Origin of the sequence: Planococcus beijingensis (genome assembly GCF_016820615.1) — a bacterium.
Taxonomy (GTDB): Bacteria; Bacillota; Bacilli; order Bacillales_A; family Planococcaceae; genus Planococcus; species Planococcus notacanthi.
In genome coordinates, this window is record NZ_JADHDZ010000005.1 from 135197 (window position 1) to 155033 (window position 19837).

The window sequence follows — 19837 nt, forward strand, 5'->3', positions numbered from 1 at the left end:
GCCCTGCGGCGATTAACGCTGCAGGGCATTTTTGTTTTGAGAATCAGTAACGGCTGGCCGGAGTTTTCCGGAACCATTCGAATTCACTGATGTGAAGTTCACGCAATTGGTATTTCATGATTTTCCCCGAGGAGTTCCGCGGCAAGGAATCGGTGACCAAGTACTTGCGCGGAATCTTGTAGCCTGGAAGTTTTTCCAGGAGATAGTCCATCAATTGGTCTTCGTCGATGGTCTCACTTTCTTTCGGAACAATGATCACACCGACAATTTCTCCCCATTCCTCTTCCGGCAAGCCGACTGTCGCAGCTTCTTCCACTTGAGGATGGCTGTTGATGACCTGTTCCACTTCAATGGAATAGATATTTTCTCCGGCTGAAATGATGCGATCCGCTTTTCGGTCTACGAGAGAGATATACCCATCCTCATCAATTGTGGCCAAATCGCCCGTCAACAGCCAGCCGTTTCGGAAAGCCTCTGCGGTTTCTTCAGGTTTATTGAAGTATTCCTTCATGACCGTATCGCCTTTGATGACAAATTCACCGATGGTTCCCGTCTGGACATCCAAAAATTCATCGTTCACTACCCGCACTTCTGTGAAGTACATCGGTTTTCCGCCTGATCCCACCTTGTGTTCATGCTGCTCGGGCAATAAGAAAACACCTCCCGGCCCGCCTTCCGTCAACAGGCATAGGTTATAGAACTGCTGATGGCCGAAAACCTCCATTGCCCGCTTGACAAGTTCCGGATCAATTGGATCTGCCCCGTACATGCATTTTTTAACCGAAGACAGATCTGCCTCTTCGATATTCGGCAACTGCAACAACCTGGTGTACGTTTCCGGCAAGCCGAAGAATATGGAAATCTGGAATTCGGTGATGGCCTCAGCCACTTTTTCCGGATTGAAATCACGCAGAATGATGTTGGATGTACCCAACATGATGCCGGTTACCAAAAACAGATTCAATTGAACCGAATGAAATAAAGGCACTGCATGAAGAATGCGGTCCTTTGCCCCAAGTTCCACGCCAAACACGAATGACGAACTGGCAGCGGTCAGCCGCTGATGATCAAATAATGCCCCTTTTGGTTTTCCGGTTGTACCGGAAGTATAAAGGATTTCCGCATCATCACTGCTCAATACTTCAACAGAAGGCTCCAGCGCATTATCACTCAATACACTTTCCCAACTCAGATAATCATTATTATCAGGTGCCGGGTGGACGATAACTTGTCGAAGCTGAGCTGCCTGCTTTTTCGCTTCAGTTACGGTCTTTTCAAATTCGTGGTCGCATATGACGAATACGCTTTCAGATTGTCCGAAAATATAGCCGCTTTCATCTGCACTTAGCTGGTAATTGACCGGCACTGCCACACCCCCAGCCTTTAGCACAGCAAAAAAAGCCAGTACATAATGATCGGAATTTTTCAGGAACAGCGAAACCTTATCCCCTTTTTGCATCCCTGTTTCGAGTAAACCATTTGCCAGCCGATTTGCTTCTTCGTTCAGCTCCTGGTAGGAATAACGTTGTCCTTCGAAAGCGATGGCCATTTTATCTGGAAAACGCTTCGCATTCTGTGCAAGTGTTGTCGTAATGTTCATTTGGATTCCCCCTCTTTTTAGTAATCGACTGTCCCGATAATCAACCCTCCTGCCTTTGAAATCTCTAATGCTTTGAAAGACGTTAGAAATTTCCATATTTCCTTAATTAGTATATTTAACTGTACCGTATTCAGAAAATATAGTCAATTAAAGATTTATAATATGGTTTTCTCGAAAAGCTGAGAAGATTAATAAACGCGCCCGGCTGCAGATGCAATCGAACGCGTTTAAAATAGATATTCTCTTTACTGCCGGTCCGTCTCTTGTTCCGGCTGCGGAATACTTATGCCGATGACTTGTGCCAGTAATTCCACGCCTTTGACAATTTCTTCTTCGCTGGCATAGCTGAACGACAAACGCAGATATGGCAGCCCCTCCTGCTGGTTCAGGAAAAAGTATTTGCCCGGCACGAAAGAAACGCCTGCAGCCAATGCCTTCGGAAGCAGTTCTGAGGTATCGACGCCCGGAATTTTAACCCACACGAAATATCCTCCTTTTGGCGTGAACCATGAAACCGCAGGAGGCAGAAATTCTTCCAACGCCGACAACATCGTGGCACATTTGGCTCCATAGACGGACGCCAATCCATTCAGATGTTCATCAAAGTTGATGGCTTCAAGGAATGACGCCATCGTTGCCTGATCAAATGGATGGTTCAGGTCTTTCTTGAACCAATTCAACGGGTCGATGATGCGTTGGTCCGCTGCCACCCAGCCAATCCGCATGCCGGGAGCCACGACTTTTGATAAAGAACCGACATACAGGACACGGTTGTTGGTATCCATTGCTTTTAGAAGTTGTGGGCGATCCTGAAAGCCCAGTTCTCCGTATGCATCATCCTCCAGTATCAGGAAGTCGTATTGTTCGGCCAGTTCAAGCAAATGCTTCCGGCGTTCAGGAGACAGCGTAGTGCCTGTCGGATTTTGATAGGTCGGAATCGTATAAAGCAATCGCGGCAGCGGCTGTCCGTGTACTTTCCGGTCCGCCAACAAATCCGCCAACAATTCTGTCTGCAGCCCTTTTTCATCTATCGGGATCGTCAGATAGTGCTCAGTGTAGTTCTGGAAAATCTCCAAAGCCTCCATATAGGTCGGTGCTTCAACAGCCACTAGAGCTTCGTCGTCTAAAAGGACACGGGCAATCAGATCAATAGCCTGGCAGGCTCCTGAAGTCACCAGCAATTCGTCCTCTGCAGCTTCTACACCGCACGTCGCCATTCGTTTGCGAAGAAATTCCTTCAGCTGCGGAATCCTTGGGCTGCCCAAATAATGAAGCGGTAAATCACGTTCCTCATCCAGCAAACGTGCCACTGCCAGTTTGATTTCTTCAGAAGGAACCAATGCCGGTTCAGGATAACCTGAGCTGAGACGAAGACAGCCTGGCGGCAAGGTGGAAAGCCATTGCCCGGGTGGATCGTTTTTAAAAGCCATTTCAATATCTTTTGAAAAATGGAATGTTGTTTTCAAGTAGGTTGTGCCCCTTTCATCTAGCTGATGGAATTATGTGAAATCTCTTATTCTTCATTCTACAGGGTAGTTCTCTTAATGTGTAGGCTGTCAGTGAAATCCACCCGATATTTAGACTGTCCTAATGGACATTGTAACTTTTCAGGCGCTTTAACGTTCTTATGTGTAAGTGATTCACTTATCTCTCTATCCACGAGGAGGAATATCCATGAAAAATAAATTTTGGCTGGGAGCCTTTTTGATCTTGATGGCCGCTTTGATTCTCGCAGCGTGCGGCACCGGGCAAGGAGACGAAACAGAAACCTCTCCTGAAGATCCGAACACTGAAGAATCCGGAACGAACGATGAAACCACAGGAGGCAGTACAGATGGGGAAATGAAACCTGAAATCGAACACGTCGATGGCGATGTTTATCGCTATACTGTGATTAACGAAAGCGGCGAACCGCATACCTTTGAATTTACCAGCAGCCAACGCTATGATTTTTCCCTAGCTAATGAAAGCGGCGAAGAAGTTTTCCTCTTTTCATCCGTCAGCACTTATCTGCAGGCTTTAGGTGAAGAATCTGTCGACCAGGGCGACAAGTTGAGTTACGAATTCGAAATTCCGCAGCTCGACCTTGAACCCGGAACCTATGAACTGACGGCCTGGCTGACACCCCGACAAGGCGAAACGTATGAAGTCACCACCGAACATGTCGTGGAATAAAATAGGCAATCAAAAAGACCACCCTGGGTGGTCTTTTTGATTGCCTGTTATTTCATTCTTCTGGCCGGTACCCCAGCGCGTCCCCCGGTTGGCAGTCCAACGCCTTGCAGACAGCTTCCAAAGTGGACAAGCGAATGGCTTTTGCTCTGCCGTTCTTCAGGATCGAAAGGTTAGCCATAGTGATGCCGACTCTTTCCGAAAGTTCTGTAACGCTCATTTTCCGCTTAGCCAACATCACATCGATAGGGATGATTATTGCCATGGAACTCACCTCAGCTCAGACGATTAAATCGTTTTCTTCTTTTATATCGATGGCGTCCTGCAGGAGCCGTTGAAGCACAGCCGCAAATACAGCAATGACAAGCGAAGCAAATATGATTACTAGGCCAATCAAAATGCCTGGAGCATCGTCAGCTTTTGTCAATAGATAGAAAAATGGCATTTCCAGCGCAAACACAATGATGATGGCGACTGCACAATACTTGATGGTCTTCAACGCTTTGACTGACAGCTTTGAAAATGCCTCGTTCCTGTCAATATAGCTGAGAAGCTTCAATGTCTGATACAAGGCAACGAAAAATGGAATCATCGCCAAGTACATGCCGATCAATAATGGATATTGCAGTTTTTCCAGTTCAGGAGAAGCCCAATAAGGGGAATTTGGATCAAACCTTGATAAGCCGTATATGCAGCCGGCCAGTACCGGCAATCCCATAAGAATAATAACTGTTTTTAAAAATAGAGTAGATCCTCGGCTCATGAAAAGCACCTCACTTATTTGGCATTGCCTTTATAATAGCTTATTATTTATTGTATTACAATAAATAAATATTGCTTTTAGACATTAAATTATTGTTTTTATATTTCCTTTGAATAAAAAAAGCATCCTGTCACCTCCTTTTCAGAGAGACAGGATGCCTTTTGTTAGTTGCTTTCCAAAAAGGAAATATACTCTTTCACAACTTCGTAAACATATTCCTGGTTCGCTATGGCTGTATCTGCATTATAGGCACCGTCGTTGGTTTTATTGTTCGACAGAACGCGAATTGCCAGGAATGGTACATCGTATGCTTTTGAAATCATGGCAACAGATGCCGATTCCATCTCTTCGACAGATGTGCCGTAGTTTTCATGGAACCACTTGATGCGATCCACTTCGTTATTCCAAAGATCAGCCGAACCAATCGTGCCTTCAACGATCTTGCCTTTGGTGTAGCTGTCTTTCACTGCTTTTGCTGCAGCCAACAAGTCAGCGTCCCCTTCGTAATAACGGGCTTTTTCTGCATTCGGATCTTCCCCAGCACTGCCTTCAGATGCCATAACGTCCATCGGCTTCCATTCAGTCGCTTCAATGCCTTCACCTGCTGCACGGTCTCCAGTTTTCATCGAACCGATGTTGACGGTACGTTCACCGAGAACGATATCAAATACATTCAATTCCGGATCGTGCCCGCCAGACGTGCCTTGGTTGATGATGGCAACCGGATTGTATTTTTCAATAGCGATCGCTGTAGAAGCTGCAGCATTTTCCATGCCTTTACCGGTTTTTGAAACGATGACCGGGTAGCCGTCTACTGTGCCGATGTAAAATTCATAGGTCGAACCTGATTCTTCTATTGTTACATTCTCCAGGCGCTCCGCGAAGGTTTCCGCTTCAATCGGCATCGGTCCCTGAATCAGGATCGGGCGTTTGGTTTCTTCAGCCGGTTCTTTATCTTCAGTTGCTTCAGCTTCTCCCGCTGAACTGCATCCCGCCAGTACTGCCAATAAGATCACAGCCATGATGGTTAATAAAACTGGATTGCTGAATTTTGTCTTCATTTGCATCTTTTTCATGCGAACTTCCCCCTTGATGTCTGCTCTGCCGGTATTGGAACCAAAAAATAGCGCCTAAAACAGTCATTTATTTCTGCCTGTGGAATCCAGAAAGCCGAAGCACGTTTGAATGCATCAAGATGAGGCACACTAATCAAACAGCCGCCAGCTGAAAAGCCGGCTGACCGCATACTTCGACTCGTAGTCCGATTCTTTAAAGGGAACCTGGTAGAAACATTCGGACCGTATTACCGAATTTATACGAGCGATTATGTTGTTTGTCTGTCACTTGGCAACTATAGCAAAGGCAAAACAAAGGGTCAACCTAAAAAGCGAACATTAAACCGTAAGTAATGGTTTAACGTTCGCTAAAATAGGTTTTATAGAGTGGTTTCCTTCGTCAAGAAGCATAATCTCCTTCTTTTTCCTCACTTGTCTCTTTCACTTTCTTCTCCAGTTGTTCATGCATCTCTTTGCGGATCGTATCTTTCCGATCTTTTTCCTGTCTGAAATATTGAGTAAGGGTTTTGTGCCTAATGTTTGCCAATTCGTTAAACTTATCAGCGGCTTCATTGTCTTTAAACTTTTCAAGCTCTGTCAGCTTGTATTGCAGGCTGTGCATTCTATTGTTTTCCGCAAGGGATTTGCCGTAAATTTCGTTATTGTACTTCAATAGATCTCCTACAATGTCATTGCTTTGCTGAAGGATCTCCAAATAACGGTCATTGCTCCAAGCCAGCCATTCCCAGTAAAGCCGGCTGTGCTCCTGCTCCAGGTAATCATTCAAATCGCTTTCCGAGTAAACGGACTTATATTGTCCATTCCCTGCTTTGGCTACAGCTTCGAGTTGTGCCTGGCCTTCGTTGTCGACATCAAAACCGATGATGTTCACTTCCGCTTGGATATCGGATGCGTTTAATGAAGCCGCAGCTGCCACCGGATCTCCATCACAGGTTTCAATTCCATCGCTGACCACATACACCACATTGCGTACATGTTCGCCTTTTTGTTCTTTCAAGTCTTCTTCAGCAGCTTGGATGGCACCCGCTAAAGGCGTCCAGCCAGCCGGTGCAAACTGATCCAGGGATTCGCTGAAATGCTGCTCATCGTAAGCCCCTAGTTCATACACTACTTCGTTGCTGCTGCAGGACATTTCCCGATCCGCGTTCGTACCGCTTCCTTCATGCCCATAGACACGCAGCATGACGTTTGATCCTTCCGGCAAATCTCCTGCATAGGTCTGCACCGCTTCTTTGGCCAGCTTCATCTTTTCGCCGCCCGATACATGGCCAGCCATGCTTCCGCTGGCATCCAACAAAATGGCCACATTGATTGTCTCTTCTTCAGGCAAGGTGATGCTGTCTTCCGGCGTAGCGGAATCGATGGTGATTACTGGATCAATGGCTTCAAACTTTTCTGCAGCTTCTTCAACATCCGCTGCCACTAATGATACTGCGAAGGAATACGCCTCCTCTCCTGTCATCCCTTCAGGCGCCGCTTCCAGCTCTGCCTGCAATTGTTCCTTTTGCTGATCCGTTTCTTGGAGGACGTATTTGCCTTTTTCCTTTACGATCTCTTCCACATTATGTACAGCCGCTTCTGCTGCGGCCGGTTCTTCCGCCTGTTGTTCTTCAACTGCTTCTTCTTCAGAAGGTTGCTCTTCCTTTACAGCTGGTTCTTCTGCTGCACCTGCATCTTGATTATCCGAGCAACCGGTAAGGATTCCAGCGGTTAATGCCCCGAACAGCATCAGTTTATTGAATTTCTTCATACTGGGAATTCACTCCATTCGTTTTTCTTTCATAAGTTTACGGTTCTGTCTGTAGAGAAGTTTCATTTTCACCTGTTATTGGAAAAATAACTTGAATAGTCTTATTCTACCATTTGGAAATATAAGCGTTAATAAGAGAAAAGACATACTTTATTTTTTGAACAAGAAAACTCTCTGCAGCCTTCAATGGTTTTTAAACCCAGAATGCGCAGAGAGCATGTTTTATTCATTCCGTTCTGTTACTGGAATCCAAATTTCACTATAGACGTTCTGCAGATCCGCCATATCGCCGTTGAAGGAAATTTCCGGACCTTCGATCAATTCGTAATTCGACGAGGGAAGCCAGTCGGAAAAAATTTTGCTCCAAGTATCCTGCAGCTTTTGAGGAAACGGACCTTCCAGACTGAATACGGCCCAGCTTCCCGCTGGCACCTCCACAACATCAAAATCATCGAAATCACCTTCTAAAGTCGTAATCGATCCAATCAAATGATCCAGCTGGCCTTTTTCTTCTAAGCGGCCCTCATCAAAATGAAAGGAGGCATTGACTACCGTTTGAACTTCTGTATTGCGCCATTTTTGCAGCTGCTCACGCTGGTCCCCTGTAATAGCCTGCACCATTTTCATAATTTCAGGATTCTGTCCTTCAAAAAGGATGGGCACCCGTTCTTTAATGCCCACCAGTTTAAAGGCGTCTTTTTCTGCAATGCGGTATTCCATATCCATTCCTCCTCGAATCGTCAATTGGAAAGTAAGGCGGGGAAATGCTTTAAACTGATCGCTGTTCTTCACTTCAGATGGGTTCATCCCCGACCATTCACGAAACGCCCGGCTAAAGCCGTCTGCCGAGTCGTAGCCGTACTTGATGGCCACATCCAGAACCCGTTCCTTCCCCCGCTGCAAATCGCTGGCTGCCTGTGACAAGCGCCGGCTGCGGATATAACTGCTCAACCCCATCCCCGATAAATACGAAAACAATTTACGGAAATGAAATTCCGACACGCCGGCAATCTTCGCCACTTTGCCGAAATCAATATCGCTGTCCAAGTGTTCCTCGATATAGCGGAGCGCTTCATTCATATCTTTCAGCATGTCCATGCACACCCCTCCTTCCTTTTCTATTTTAAGAGGAATAAAACCGGCGCATCCGATTTTTCCTGTACGGATATGGTCGCTTTACTCGTGTTCATGCCTTTTTTGGGTCAGGGAGATAATTTTAAGGCAGTGCCCTTAATTCCAATAGCTTATCTGTTTCGAAACAATCTTCATGAATTCATCAAAGGAAGAAGAGTAGCGGTTCCAGTGATGGTACCATTTCCTGATGGTATCCAACAGCCAGAACGGCATCGGCTTGCTGTCGATAATTGGATAATACTCTTCGTATGCTTTTTTCAAATGCTCCCATCTAAAATCATTGCCCTGCTTAATATACTCGGAAACATCAAGCAACTTTGCCCGGCCGTTCTGCAATAATATGTTCTTCAAGTGGATATCCCGTGGATTTAATCCGATTTTCCGGATGTAGTCCCGTGCCTCTTCTACATCTGCAATTACCTGTTCCGGTACGTGGATTCCCTGCAATAGACAATCGAACAAGGTTATGCCTTGTTCATACTTAATGGCTAACATGCGGTCAGTTGCGCCATAACAGGTGGAAAAGTAGAACGAAGAGCCGATTTCATCATACACTTTCGCTTCTGCGTCAAGTTTCCCTTCTTTTCCTTCCGCATATAACTTGAAGGCATACTCCGGAGCTTCTAAAAATTGAAACACTGCTGCATCGGTCCCTACTCCAATACACCGAAAACCTTCCGCAATGCCTTCTATCGTTACCGGTTCATTATTCGGATGCGCCACTACATTAATCGCTGAAAGCAATTTCGCTATCTCTTGCCATGATTGATCCATAACATCTCTCCTTATTTCTAAAAATCCATTGCGGCCAGTGTGTATAGGTTGACGAACTAGACCCGTGCCAAGATCCGTCTCGATAGTGATAAATATATGCAAAAGATACTGCGGCGATTGCGCTTTACCTGCAAAAACATTGACAGACTCATCAATATCCTCTATTGTTAACTACGCGATGAGCTCGTTTGCGTAAGACGGACAAGCACTCCTTTTTGGAAACACGTTGTGGAGCGTGGCTTGATACGCCGCAAACTATCGAAAACATCTTGCCCTCGGGCAAGGTGTTTTTTTCTGTTTCAGTGACAAATAGAGACGAAAATTTAGTCATTTAATTGGAAAGCCGCATTTATAGGGCGTGAAATGGAATAAACACTGTTTTCACGTTGCTTTTATAGTTATAGCACTTGAAGTGTGGTTGTTTGCGGAATTCTTGATTTGTTTGCGGAATAGGCGTGGTTGTTTGCAAAATAATTGACTTTATCTGCGGAATATTGAGGCTTGGTTGCAGAATCCCCTACTTTGTTTGCGCAATGGCTTATTTTAGCCGAAAATAAAACATCCGCCTCTCTCCTAAAGAAGAAAGCCCCGTCTTCAAGCAAATTGCTTAAGGACGGGGGCTTTTAAATTCACAATTCGTAAACGCGTGCTTCAAAAGGCAGCAATTGTTTCGGATCCTGCTGTTGATAATTTCCAAGCAGGCAGCGCGCTGCTTCCGGTTCGTCCCAGTAGCAGGCGTACTCCGTCAAATTGGTGATGACCAATAAGGTCTTTTCTTCATCTGTGCGTGTATAGGCATAAATCGATTCGTGCCCGACATCCTGCAGCTCGTAGTTTCCGTAGACGAGGACGTCTTGCTGCTTGCGCAGCCAGATCATCTTCCGGTAGAACCAAAGAATCGAATGCGGATCGCGCAACTGTGCCGCCACATTGATTTCCTCGTAATTCGGATTGACCCGCAGCCAGGGCTCAGCATTTGAGAATCCTGCGTTCGGGCTGGCATCCCATTGCATCGGCGTGCGGGAATGGTCGCGGCTTTGCGCTTTGATGATCGTCATCACGGCGTCATGTTCCATGCCTTCCGAACGGTTGAAATGGTACAGGTTGTGGGTTTGGATATCGTTGTAATGCGCCAATTCTTCAAACGGCGCATTGGTCATGCCGATTTCCTGCCCCTGATAGATGAACGGTGTCCCTTGCATGAAGAAATACATACAGGCGATGGCTGTCGCACTTTCCCGCCAGTATTGCTGATCGTTGCCCCACGAGGATACGATGCGCGGCTTGTCGTGGTTTTCCACGAACAGCGCGTTCCAGCCATGGCCTTCCACCGCTTTCTGCCATTTCGTAAGCACTTCTTTCAGCTTCGGCACATCAATTCCCGTTGTGGAGTCAGTATCCCAAAGTCCCATACTTTCAAACTGGAACACCATATCGAATTTTCCATCGTCTTCGGAAATCCATTCTTTAATGTTGTCAGCTTTCACACCATTCGCTTCACCGACCGTCATGATGTCGTATTTCGCAAACGTCTCGTCGCGCAATTCCGCAAGCAGCGGCTGGATGCCTTTGACGTTCATCATTTTTTCCCAAGCCGGCACATACAAATTCTGTTCCGGGTCTTCGATATCGCTCATTTCTTTTTTGATATGGCTGATAGCGTCCACTCGGAATCCATCGATCCCTTTGTCCAGCCACCAATTGACCATATCGTATAAAGACTGCCGCACTTCCGGGTTCTCCCAGTTCAAATCCGGCTGTTTTTTGGAGAATAGATGCAAATAATACTGTTTGGTTTGCTGATCGTATTCCCAGGCAGAACCGCCAAAAATACTTTCCCAGTTGGTCGGTTCATCGCTCCAGATATACCAATCGCGTTTGTCGTTATCGCGTGAAGCACGTGATTCCATGAACCACGGATGCTCGTCGCTTGTATGGTTGATCACCAAGTCGATGATCAACTTCATATCCCGCGCGTGCACTTCTTCAAGCAGGCGGTCAAAATCCGCCATCGTTCCGAACTCTTCCATAATTTCCTGATAGTCGCTTATGTCGTAACCGTTGTCATCATTGGGTGATTTATACATCGGACAAATCCAGATAACATCAATCCCAAGGTCTTTTAAATAATCCAGCTTGCTGGTCAGGCCGTTGATGTCGCCAACGCCGTCACCGTTCGAATCCTTAAAACTTCTCGGATATACCTGATACGCGACTGCTTCTTTCCACCATTTTTTGTTCATAACTGATCCCTCACAAAGACCTTGGCCAGTCTCCCTATCAATCAATCGGCCGTAACCCCTGATCTTTTTTGAAGATGTCCGAACGCCTATTTCAACTTTTGTTCTTTTCCATTATCCAGCAACATTTTTCTAGAAAAACTATTTACAAGTTGATAGTGTAGCAGAAACCGCAAATAATTACCAAGGCATCTTCTTGAACTTTTTATGGACACTAGCTGGAGCAGCCACCTTCTTCCTTTTTAATATCTTTCTGTATAACCCCTGTACAAATAAAAAAACCTGAATCCATAAACTTTTTTACAATAAATTAATGATACCGTTTTCATTTTTAATTCTTCACACTTACTGATATATAAATGGTGTTCATTTCCTCAATCTGTCTTTTCCGTAATAAAACCCAAGGCCTAAATTACCGCAGCTGTTTTATTTAACCCTCATCGTTTTCATTTGGAAAGAATAACTTTTAGCTGTTAGTTCTTTAAAATTCGGGAATACATTACTATAGAAATAGAAAGGATGAGGGATCATGAAAAGCAAACTGGCAGCCGCGCTTCTTGCCATCTTCCTTGGCGACTTCGGCGCGCATAAATTTTACCTCGGCAAACCAGGCATGGGGATTTTGTATCTGCTGTTCTTTTGGACAGGCATACCCGCAGTCATCGGCGTCATTGAAGGCATTCTCTATCTTCTGCAATCTGAAGAGGATTTCCAGAGAAAACATGGCAGAGCTTAATTTCCCACACAGCTTTAAGGAGGCACTCGATTTTGCAGCTTGAACCGATTCCCGATCATTTAGAGGAAAACCTGAAAATTTTATTCGTCGGCTTCAATCCGAGCATCCGCTCTTCAGAAACTGGTTTTCATTACGCCAATCCGAATAACCGATTTTGGAAGATCCTCCACCAAGCGGGGTTAACCCCTCGGAAATACCGGCCTGACGAAAATAGCGACTTGCTGGCACTTGGATACGGCCTGACCAATATCGTCGCCCGTCCAACCAGGGAAGCAGCGGAAATTTCCAAAGCGGAATATGCTGAAGGCGCCAAACAGCTGGAGCAAAAAATCCGGCTGTTGCGCCCAAAAGCCGTTTGTTTTGTCGGCAAAGGCGTCTACCAGCAATTCAGCAACCGGAAAACAGTTTCCTGGGGCGCCCAGAAAGAACCGGTGATTCCGGGCATTGTTGAATATGTGGCACCTTCCTCCAGCGGATTGGTGCGCATGAAGCTGGATGACATTGTAGAAATTTACAGTGGTTTGAACCGGTACATCTAATGAAAATGCCGTCCTCCTGTAAAAAGAGGACGGCATTTTAATGTTCCATTTTCTGCAGCAAGCCAAGGATTTTCCGGACCGTATTGACATTGCGGACTGTGACGCGCTGATAAAGCCCGGATCCCACAATCTTCAGCAGGCCGCTTCTCGTGACTTTGTCTTTGTCCACAGACCACAGGATGGCGCCCGGGACATACTGGACCCGGTCGATTTCCGGTTTGACTGTCAACTGGTCAAGCACGGTTTCCTTGTCGACGTCTTCCCATAAAAACAAGACATCGCTTTTCTTCTGCTGGTCGTTTGACCAGTCTTCGGGAACTGACTCTGCAATTTTTCTAAACTCGTTTTCATCGTAAACCAGCACTTTGATCTGCAAGTCAAAATGGCTATAAATCACTTGTTCCAATAAAGGCGCTAATTGGACTTTTGAATGGCTGCTGTCAGCAAAAAGAATGTTGCCGGAATTGATGTAGGTAAGGACAGAAGACATCCCGGCCTCTTCAAATGCCTGCTTCAGCTGCTTCATGTCCACCTTGTTTTTGCCGCCTACATTGATGCCTCTCAGCAATGCCACATACTTCATGGAAATCCTCCCCTTATTCAACAGAATGGACTGATCCCGCTTTATTTCCACTCAGCTCCGCCAAAGCCGGCATCCTTCATGATTTTTTCGAATGGCCGAACCGGTACTGAGGCTTCCAATTCCTTGACGATTTTCTCCAAGTCTTCCGCAAACAACTCATAATCCTCTTTTGCCAGAACCATTTTCAATAGACTGATCACAGAAAAAACGGTAGCGCCGCTCAAGCTTCCTTTGTCTTTGTTCAGCACCGATTCAAGTTCCCCCAGTTCTAAGGGGTGCGGAAGGTGGAAACGGTACAGCACCTCCTCATGCGCGGATTTATTCCGGTACGGAAAGACGATGTGGAGGATAGCGTCCAAGTCACTGGCCTTCAAACGGACACTTCCATACTCGTTGCTGTATTCTTCAGCAAAATCCCCAGCGATGCGTTCACGCAGATCCTCGTCGATCACTGCATAAAAATGAGTGATTTGGCCAAGCGACAGAAAGTTGACGAGCACCCAAAGCGGGACGTTCTTATGCTTGTCATAAAATTCACGGATGGCTGGGTATCTCACTTTGTCGCGTTTTTTATGGCTTTTGATCAAGTTCGCAAGCGTGGAAATGATGCGGTCACGCTCGTGATGATGCCTGCTTTCAGGACTGTAATGATTCGGATCCAAAAAGCTGTCCGTGCTTTTGAACTTTTCGGAAAAGCGGTAAGCCACTTTTGATTTGATGTTTTTTTCGAATTTCAATAGATCGTTCAACAAAAGCAGACGCAGTTTCCGGTCGAACCGGTGCAGCGCATAAATATGGCTAAACTCACTGCCTTCCTGGTACTGTTCCCGGCCGTACGGATTAAGCGCTATGTCGTGTTCGAGAAAAGGCTCTTTATAGCCATCGATCAACGCGTAATAATTCTCACGCGACAAAATCCGTCTGGCAGCCGCTTTGTCGGAAACTTTCAAGCCACGCTCTTCGAGTATCTCCAATTGTTTGGCGTGGGTGGCGAAATCTTTCACATAACTCATCCTTTGCACTTTCTTCTCCCTTTTACTGTAAGCGATTCGGCCTCATTAATAAACCGCCAAACCACATATAAAAAACGCCCCCGGCATCTAATGCCAGGAACGTTGCACAACTGCTTTATCGGATTTTATTTCAAAAAGATCAATTCAAGCCGTGGCTGACCATCGCATCGGCCACTTTTTTAAAGCCGGCAATATTGGCACCGACAATCAAATTGCCCGGTGCGCCATATTGCGACGCCGTTTCGGTACATGTTTTGTAAATGTTCTTCATGACCTGCAGCAGTTTTTCATCCACTTCTTCAGCTGTCCATGAATAGCGCATGCTGTTTTGGGACATTTCCATCGCCGAAACTGCAACACCGCCTGCATTGGCCGCTTTTGCTGGAGCGAATAGCACGCCATTGTGAGTCAAGACACGAACGGCTTCTTCCGTACAAGGCATATTGGCGCCTTCGCCTACTGCTTTCACCAGGTTTTCGACCATGGCCTGCGCGCTTTCTCTATCAATTTCGTTTTGCGTTGCACAAGGCAATGCGATATCACATTGGATTTTCCAGATATCCGATTTGTCGTTGCCGTATTGGGCATTCGGGTGAGTTTCAAGGTAGTGGTAAATCCGTTTTCTGTCCACTTCTTTCAATTGCTTAACCGTTTCGACGTCAATGCCTTCAGGATCGTAGATGAAGCCTTCCGAGTCACTGCAGGCTACAACTGTAGCACCGAATTCAATGGCTTTTTCCATCGCATAAATCGAAACGTTTCCGGAACCTGAAACGATGACTTTGCTGCCTTTAAATGAATGCCCTTGCTCTTTCAGCATTTCTTCAACAAAATAGACAGTTCCATAGCCGGTTGCTTCTTTTCGGATCAGGCTTCCTCCGTTGTCGGGATTTTTCCCGGTGAAGACGCCGGCTTCAGAAGCATTGCGAAGACGTTTATACTGTCCGAACATATAACCGATTTCCCGTTTTCCGACGCCGATATCGCCTGCTGGCACATCGATATCCGGACCAATATGGCGCGTCAGTTCTGTCATGAAACTTTGGCAGAAACGCATGATTTCACGATCCGATTTTCCTTTTGGATCGAAATCAGAACCGCCTTTACCGCCGCCGATTGGCAGACCGGTTAAAGCGTTCTTGAAGATTTGTTCAAATCCAAGGAATTTGACAACACTTGCCGTTAAAGAGGGGTGGAAGCGCAAGCCGCCCTTGAAGGGCCCAAGTGTGCTATTGAACTGTACCCGATAGCCTCTATTGACATGGACATTGCCCGCATCGTCTTCCCAGGTTACACGGAAAGCAATAAAGCGTTCCGGCTCGGAGATGCGTTCCAGAATTCCCTGTTCCACGTATTCCGGATGCTGTTCAAACACCGGCTGCAACGAATCGAATACTTCCCAGGTAGCCTGCAGAAATTCTGATTCACCCGGATTACGGTCTTTAAGTTTTTTATGGATGGCTTTTATATATTCAGAAGACGATTGTTGTTTGATTGGATTTTCTTGTTGTGCATATGGCAAATGTTTTCAATCCCCTCTTGTTATGATAACGCGGAATATTTGAATAATTATTCGCACTATTTAATATTTAAGTTCAATTATACAAACTGATTAAAGCTGACGCAAACTAATATTTGCCTTTAACAGCTTATCTTGCCTTAAAGCAAGAGGTTTCCAAACACAAGAAAACGCTATCATTGGCAGTAGCTCACTATTTTAAGTTTTTTGTGACAAATTGAGTTTTTTTTAATTAATAGGTGAATTTTAAGAGATTCATTTGTCTTCTGCATACTAATTTCTCTATTTTTATACTGTTTCTTCTATAAAACAGTATTTTCTATCAAAGAACAAAATTCTCAATTTCCCGTTAAAAATTGCCTTTAGGGGGTATGGAAAAATAAAAGCAGCAGCCGGGAAGTTGAGGACAAGGCTCGAGGTGCATAGGGCGGTGAAATACAAGGGTAAGGAGTGAGGACTTTGAAGAAGTTTTCATGGTTGACCATACTGATTGTGATGCTGAGTTTGGCCGTTCCTGTTGAAGGAGCTTCCGATTTGCCTGAGTCCCATGAATTTTATGACGAAATCACCTATTTGATTGACCGTGATGTGTTGAAAGGCTATCCTGATGGCACCATGCGGCCGAACGCAGGGGTGACGCGTGCAGAAGCAGCAATTATGATCAGCCGCTTGAAAAAATTTGACGTTACGCCGCGCGCCACCGGTTTTCCGGATGTACCTGCTTCCCATAAAGCAAGCGGCTCTATCGCTGCAGCAGCCAAAGCGCAGTTGATCAAAGGATATCCTGATGGAACTTATCGCCCAGAAAACACGATTACGCGAGCTGAAATGGCATTTATCCTGTCGCGGTTGTTTATCGTCCCGTTCCGTGCAGATGTCAGCTTTACAGATGTATCGCCGAATATGGGGGTCTATGAACCGGTTCAGCAAATACTGGCGGCGAACATCACCAACGGCTATCCCGACAAGACGTTCCGCCCGAATGCCACTGTGACACGCGGACAGTTTTCAGCATTTTTGGCCCGTGGCCTGGAACCGAAGTTTAAAAATGATGCCACTATTGCACAGTCCTATTTGAGAGACAAGACAAAAAGCTATGTCTATGATACGGAATACGGCATTGAGCGCCACGCCTATAATTACGTGCCGGCGCGCAATGGCTTGCCGATGGGCTTCATTTGGAGCATCTATAAAGACGATGGCTCGTTGTTGACCGATTCGACTGAATTCGAGACGCATGAACGCTATACATTCGGATTGCCGTATTCGGAATCCTATTCTGAATTGGAATATCCTGCTGAAGTGGGCCGAGCCTGGTACACAGATACGATGTATGCTGCTCCGCGCATCATCAGCGGGATCGGTGTGACCGTGGAAACCCAATTTCAAACGTTCACAAATGCTATAGAAATAACAGTCGACCCCAATCCCGAATTTCTGGAAGAAGGCCACACCTACTATATGGTTGAAGGTTTCGGCGAAGTGAAGTCCGTCAAACTCGATGGCACGGTCACAAAAGAATTGATTGCTGTGGAATAAACTAAATGATGAAGAACCGGCTGCAATTGTGCAGCCGGTTTTTCAGTTTCCCTTAAATTAAAGAAGGGATAAAGTGCCATCAAAAAAGACACAGAATTGACACTTACACTAAAAATGCCCCGCTTGTTATAGTTACCAACAGACTTCAAAACGTACCATATTTAGTTTTGGGCATGGCCATCTATAAAAGAGCATCGCCGCTTCTGTAATAAGGGATAGAAACCTTCACAACAGTCGGCTGATATACGGAAATCTTCAACATCTCCATATCTCCATTAGTTTGTCCTCTCTTTAATGATTGTCCTTCTCTCCATCAGCTCAAATATTGAACGCACAACAAGTCGAATAGACGTATTTTGAAAGGAAGACGAATATGCACCTGGAAAAAAGATTGCCACACAACGGAAAAGAGGGCCTTCTTTATGGCGGCCTCATTTCTACCATGACTGTCCTGTTTATGACTTCGTTCAGTGTCATTTACTTCGCAGGAGAATTCAATGCCGACATCGCTTGGAGCATCGTCAAAATGCTGCCGATCATGTGGATCATCGTCATGATCATCGAACCGGTTATTTTCGGGCGTCTGGCAGAAGCATTGACTGCCAAACTGACAACACCTTCAGACAGCTTCAACGCTAAAATCCTGTTTCGGATCTTGTTTACCGTCCTTGGCATGTCCGCGGCGATGACGTTGATTGGCGACATTGTCGGCCACGGTTTCCACTCGGAGCTTTTCAGCAACTGGCTGGCAAATTGGCCACGTAACTTTGTCATCGTCTTGATCGCTGAAAGCCTGGTCATCCAACCGGTTGCCCGCTTCGCTATGGTCAAGCTGCATGAAGCGCAAGACAGAAAAGCAGGAAGCTCGACAGAAACAGATTCTGCTTTAAAAACAGAAGTTCTTTGAGCAACTTAAAAAAGCCCGCAGACAAGTTTTTGTCTGCGGGCTTTTGAATTAACTGGTTTTATTTAAAATCTACCGTATTGTTTATTTCTTTTTCATCTTTCTTTGTTTCATTATTCGTCAATTTCTTTACGAACGTTTTGACGGATTTTAATGTATTTCCCGAGTCCCAATACTCTGCTGAATCAGCATCCACTTTGATGAGCACGACATTCGGGTCGTCATAGCTTGTATCCAGCATTTTATCGAACACCGGATTCCAGTATTCTTTTTTCTTCGCTTCATCTTCAATGAATTCCGCAGTTCCGCTGATGGAGACATAGGATTTCCCTGCATAAGCTAAGTTTACATGTGGGTTAGCGGCAATTTCCTGGTACTTATCTGTGTCTTTCATAGTCAAGAACCATAGTTCGCCATCAAACTCCACTTCCTGGGTCTGCATCGGGCGTGAAAGGATTTTGTTGTCCGAAGAAATCGTGGTGAACATTGCCACTTCAATGTCTTTGATCAACTCATTTACCGTTTTGATTGCTTCCAGATTGTCAGTTGAATTGTTTACCATACTATTCTTTTCCTCCTATAAATTTCAGATTAAGTAAAACGTCTCTACTTTCTATAGTTCCCTTTTTGGACTTCCTTAAACGTTGTTCCCATTATTCTTACCTGGTTATAGCGCCCAAATTCCGGTTATTACTAATAAGGTAGATGCAAAATCATTTATACGTTGGAGGTAGATTTTTTCATGAGCAAAACAGCAATCATCACAGGCGGTGGAAGTGGCCTGGGCCAATCTACAGCGGTTCGGTTGGCACAGGAAGGCATTAATATCGCGGTGGTCGACATCAGTGAAGAGGTGGAAATGAAACAGTCGAGATGGTAAAAAAACTGGGGCCTGACGCTATTTTCATTAAAGCAGATGTTTTCAAATCGGATGATGTAAAAAATTACGTGGACCAGACAGTGGAGCATTTCGGCAGCATCGATTATTTCTTCAACAATGCAGGGATTTCCGGCAGCGGAAAATTCTTTCTGAATACCGACATCAGTGAAATCGAAAGCATTGTCGGCATAAACCTGCTCGGCGCTTTGTACGGCATGCGTTATGTGGCTGAAGTGATGTTGAAAAATGGCGGCGGCTCGATTGTTAATACTGCTTCGAGCGCTGGCGTAATTGGACAGGACTCAGTCGTGACCTATTCGGCTACGAAACATGGCATCGTCGGCATGACGAAAAGCATGGTAGCGGAATATGCCAAAGATGGCTTGCGCGTCAACTCCATTGCCCCAGGTCCGACTGAAACGCCGATGGTTGAAGCCTTTTACCGTGACAATCCCGAAATGAAAGAAAATGCCACTTCCGACATTCCTCAGAAACGGCTTGGCACACCGGAAGAAGTAGCTGAATTAGTGGCGTTCCTGCTGACTTCAAAAGCCAATTACATCAACGGCGAAGTCATCCGTATCGATGGCGGTTTTACAAACACGAAATAAATTA

The 19837-nt window shown here is 45.6% G+C and carries 18 protein-coding genes, 1 pseudogene and 1 riboswitch; of the genes and pseudogenes, 6 read left to right on the plus strand and 13 right to left on the minus strand.

Annotated features, from left to right (window positions below):
• Positions 1–43: 43 nt before the first annotated feature.
• A complete protein-coding gene (locus IRE19_RS13770; RefSeq protein ID WP_203340857.1) occupies positions 44–1600 on the minus strand; it encodes a class I adenylate-forming enzyme family protein in 1557 nt (518 codons plus the stop codon).
• Between the two features lie 245 nt (positions 1601–1845).
• Entirely contained in the window at positions 1846–3066 is a 1221-nt protein-coding gene (locus IRE19_RS13775; protein WP_238943234.1) for an aminotransferase-like domain-containing protein, read from the minus strand.
• A 208-nt stretch (positions 3067–3274) separates the two neighbouring features.
• Here IRE19_RS13775 and IRE19_RS13780 point away from each other — a divergent pair, with 208 nt between their 5' ends.
• Positions 3275–3775 (plus strand): BsuPI-related putative proteinase inhibitor, encoded by a 501-nt coding sequence (locus IRE19_RS13780; RefSeq protein ID WP_191716186.1) that lies wholly within the window; start codon positions 3275–3277, stop codon positions 3773–3775.
• Between the two features lie 52 nt (positions 3776–3827).
• On the opposite strand, the gene IRE19_RS13785 is transcribed toward IRE19_RS13780, so the two are convergent.
• From IRE19_RS13785 to IRE19_RS13815, 7 genes are all read right to left on the minus strand, one after another.
• Complete coding sequence (locus IRE19_RS13785; protein WP_203340858.1) at positions 3828–4037, minus strand: helix-turn-helix domain-containing protein; 210 nt, start codon at positions 4035–4037, stop codon at positions 3828–3830.
• 15 nt (positions 4038–4052) lie between these two features.
• Positions 4053–4535, minus strand: coding sequence for a DUF2975 domain-containing protein (locus IRE19_RS13790; protein ID WP_191716188.1), 483 nt, complete (start codon positions 4533–4535; stop codon positions 4053–4055).
• Positions 4536–4699: 164 nt separating this feature from the next.
• Entirely contained in the window at positions 4700–5611 is a 912-nt protein-coding gene (locus tag IRE19_RS13795; RefSeq protein WP_203340859.1) for a 5'-methylthioadenosine/S-adenosylhomocysteine nucleosidase, read from the minus strand.
• Positions 5612–5772: 161 nt separating this feature from the next.
• Positions 5773–5875, minus strand: a riboswitch (purine riboswitch).
• 115 nt (positions 5876–5990) lie between these two features.
• Positions 5991–7361: a vWA domain-containing protein gene (locus tag IRE19_RS13800; protein ID WP_203340860.1), complete on the minus strand. Its 1371-nt coding sequence runs from the start codon at positions 7359–7361 to the stop codon at positions 5991–5993.
• Positions 7362–7583: 222 nt separating this feature from the next.
• Positions 7584–8459 carry an AraC family transcriptional regulator gene (locus IRE19_RS13805; protein WP_203340861.1) on the minus strand — a complete coding sequence of 292 codons (876 nt, stop codon included), beginning with the start codon at positions 8457–8459 and terminating at the stop codon, positions 7584–7586.
• A gap of 132 nt (positions 8460–8591) precedes the next feature.
• Positions 8592–9269, minus strand: coding sequence for a serine/threonine protein kinase (locus tag IRE19_RS13810; RefSeq protein ID WP_203340862.1), 678 nt, complete (start codon positions 9267–9269; stop codon positions 8592–8594).
• Between the two features lie 629 nt (positions 9270–9898).
• Entirely contained in the window at positions 9899–11512 is a 1614-nt protein-coding gene (locus tag IRE19_RS13815) for a glycoside hydrolase family 13 protein (protein WP_191716193.1), read from the minus strand.
• Between the two features lie 526 nt (positions 11513–12038).
• On the opposite strand from IRE19_RS13815, the gene IRE19_RS13820 reads away from it, so the two are divergent.
• The gene (locus IRE19_RS13820; RefSeq protein ID WP_191716194.1) at positions 12039–12245 is read left to right on the plus strand and encodes a TM2 domain-containing protein; all 207 of its coding nucleotides are present in this window, start codon (positions 12039–12041) and stop codon (positions 12243–12245) included.
• Between the two features lie 29 nt (positions 12246–12274).
• The gene (mug, locus tag IRE19_RS13825) at positions 12275–12784 is read left to right on the plus strand and encodes a G/U mismatch-specific DNA glycosylase (RefSeq protein ID WP_203340924.1); all 510 of its coding nucleotides are present in this window, start codon (positions 12275–12277) and stop codon (positions 12782–12784) included.
• 37 nt (positions 12785–12821) lie between these two features.
• Here the strand turns inward: mug and IRE19_RS13830 are convergent, their stop codons facing one another.
• The 3 genes from IRE19_RS13830 to gdhA form a co-directional block, all read right to left on the minus strand.
• Positions 12822–13367, minus strand: a complete 546-nt coding sequence (locus IRE19_RS13830; RefSeq protein ID WP_203340863.1) for a DUF1697 domain-containing protein — start codon at positions 13365–13367, stop codon at positions 12822–12824.
• Positions 13368–13408: 41 nt separating this feature from the next.
• A complete protein-coding gene (locus IRE19_RS13835) occupies positions 13409–14380 on the minus strand; it encodes an Abi family protein (RefSeq protein WP_203340864.1) in 972 nt (323 codons plus the stop codon).
• Between the two features lie 139 nt (positions 14381–14519).
• Positions 14520–15875 carry an NADP-specific glutamate dehydrogenase gene (gene gdhA / locus IRE19_RS13840; RefSeq protein WP_404825536.1) on the minus strand — a complete coding sequence of 452 codons (1356 nt, stop codon included), beginning with the start codon at positions 15873–15875 and terminating at the stop codon, positions 14520–14522.
• A 483-nt stretch (positions 15876–16358) separates the two neighbouring features.
• Here gdhA and IRE19_RS13845 point away from each other — a divergent pair, with 483 nt between their 5' ends.
• Positions 16359–17438: an S-layer homology domain-containing protein gene (locus IRE19_RS13845; RefSeq protein WP_203340865.1), complete on the plus strand. Its 1080-nt coding sequence runs from the start codon at positions 16359–16361 to the stop codon at positions 17436–17438.
• A gap of 373 nt (positions 17439–17811) precedes the next feature.
• Complete coding sequence (locus IRE19_RS13850) at positions 17812–18345, plus strand: DUF2798 domain-containing protein (RefSeq protein ID WP_191716199.1); 534 nt, start codon at positions 17812–17814, stop codon at positions 18343–18345.
• 58 nt (positions 18346–18403) lie between these two features.
• Here the strand turns inward: IRE19_RS13850 and IRE19_RS13855 are convergent, their stop codons facing one another.
• Positions 18404–18904, minus strand: a complete 501-nt coding sequence (locus tag IRE19_RS13855) for a pyridoxamine 5'-phosphate oxidase family protein (protein ID WP_203340866.1) — start codon at positions 18902–18904, stop codon at positions 18404–18406.
• Positions 18905–19084: 180 nt separating this feature from the next.
• Between IRE19_RS13855 and IRE19_RS13860 the strand changes: the two are divergent.
• Positions 19085–19833 (plus strand): annotated as a pseudogene (locus IRE19_RS13860) (SDR family NAD(P)-dependent oxidoreductase).
• Positions 19834–19837 lie beyond the last annotated feature (4 nt).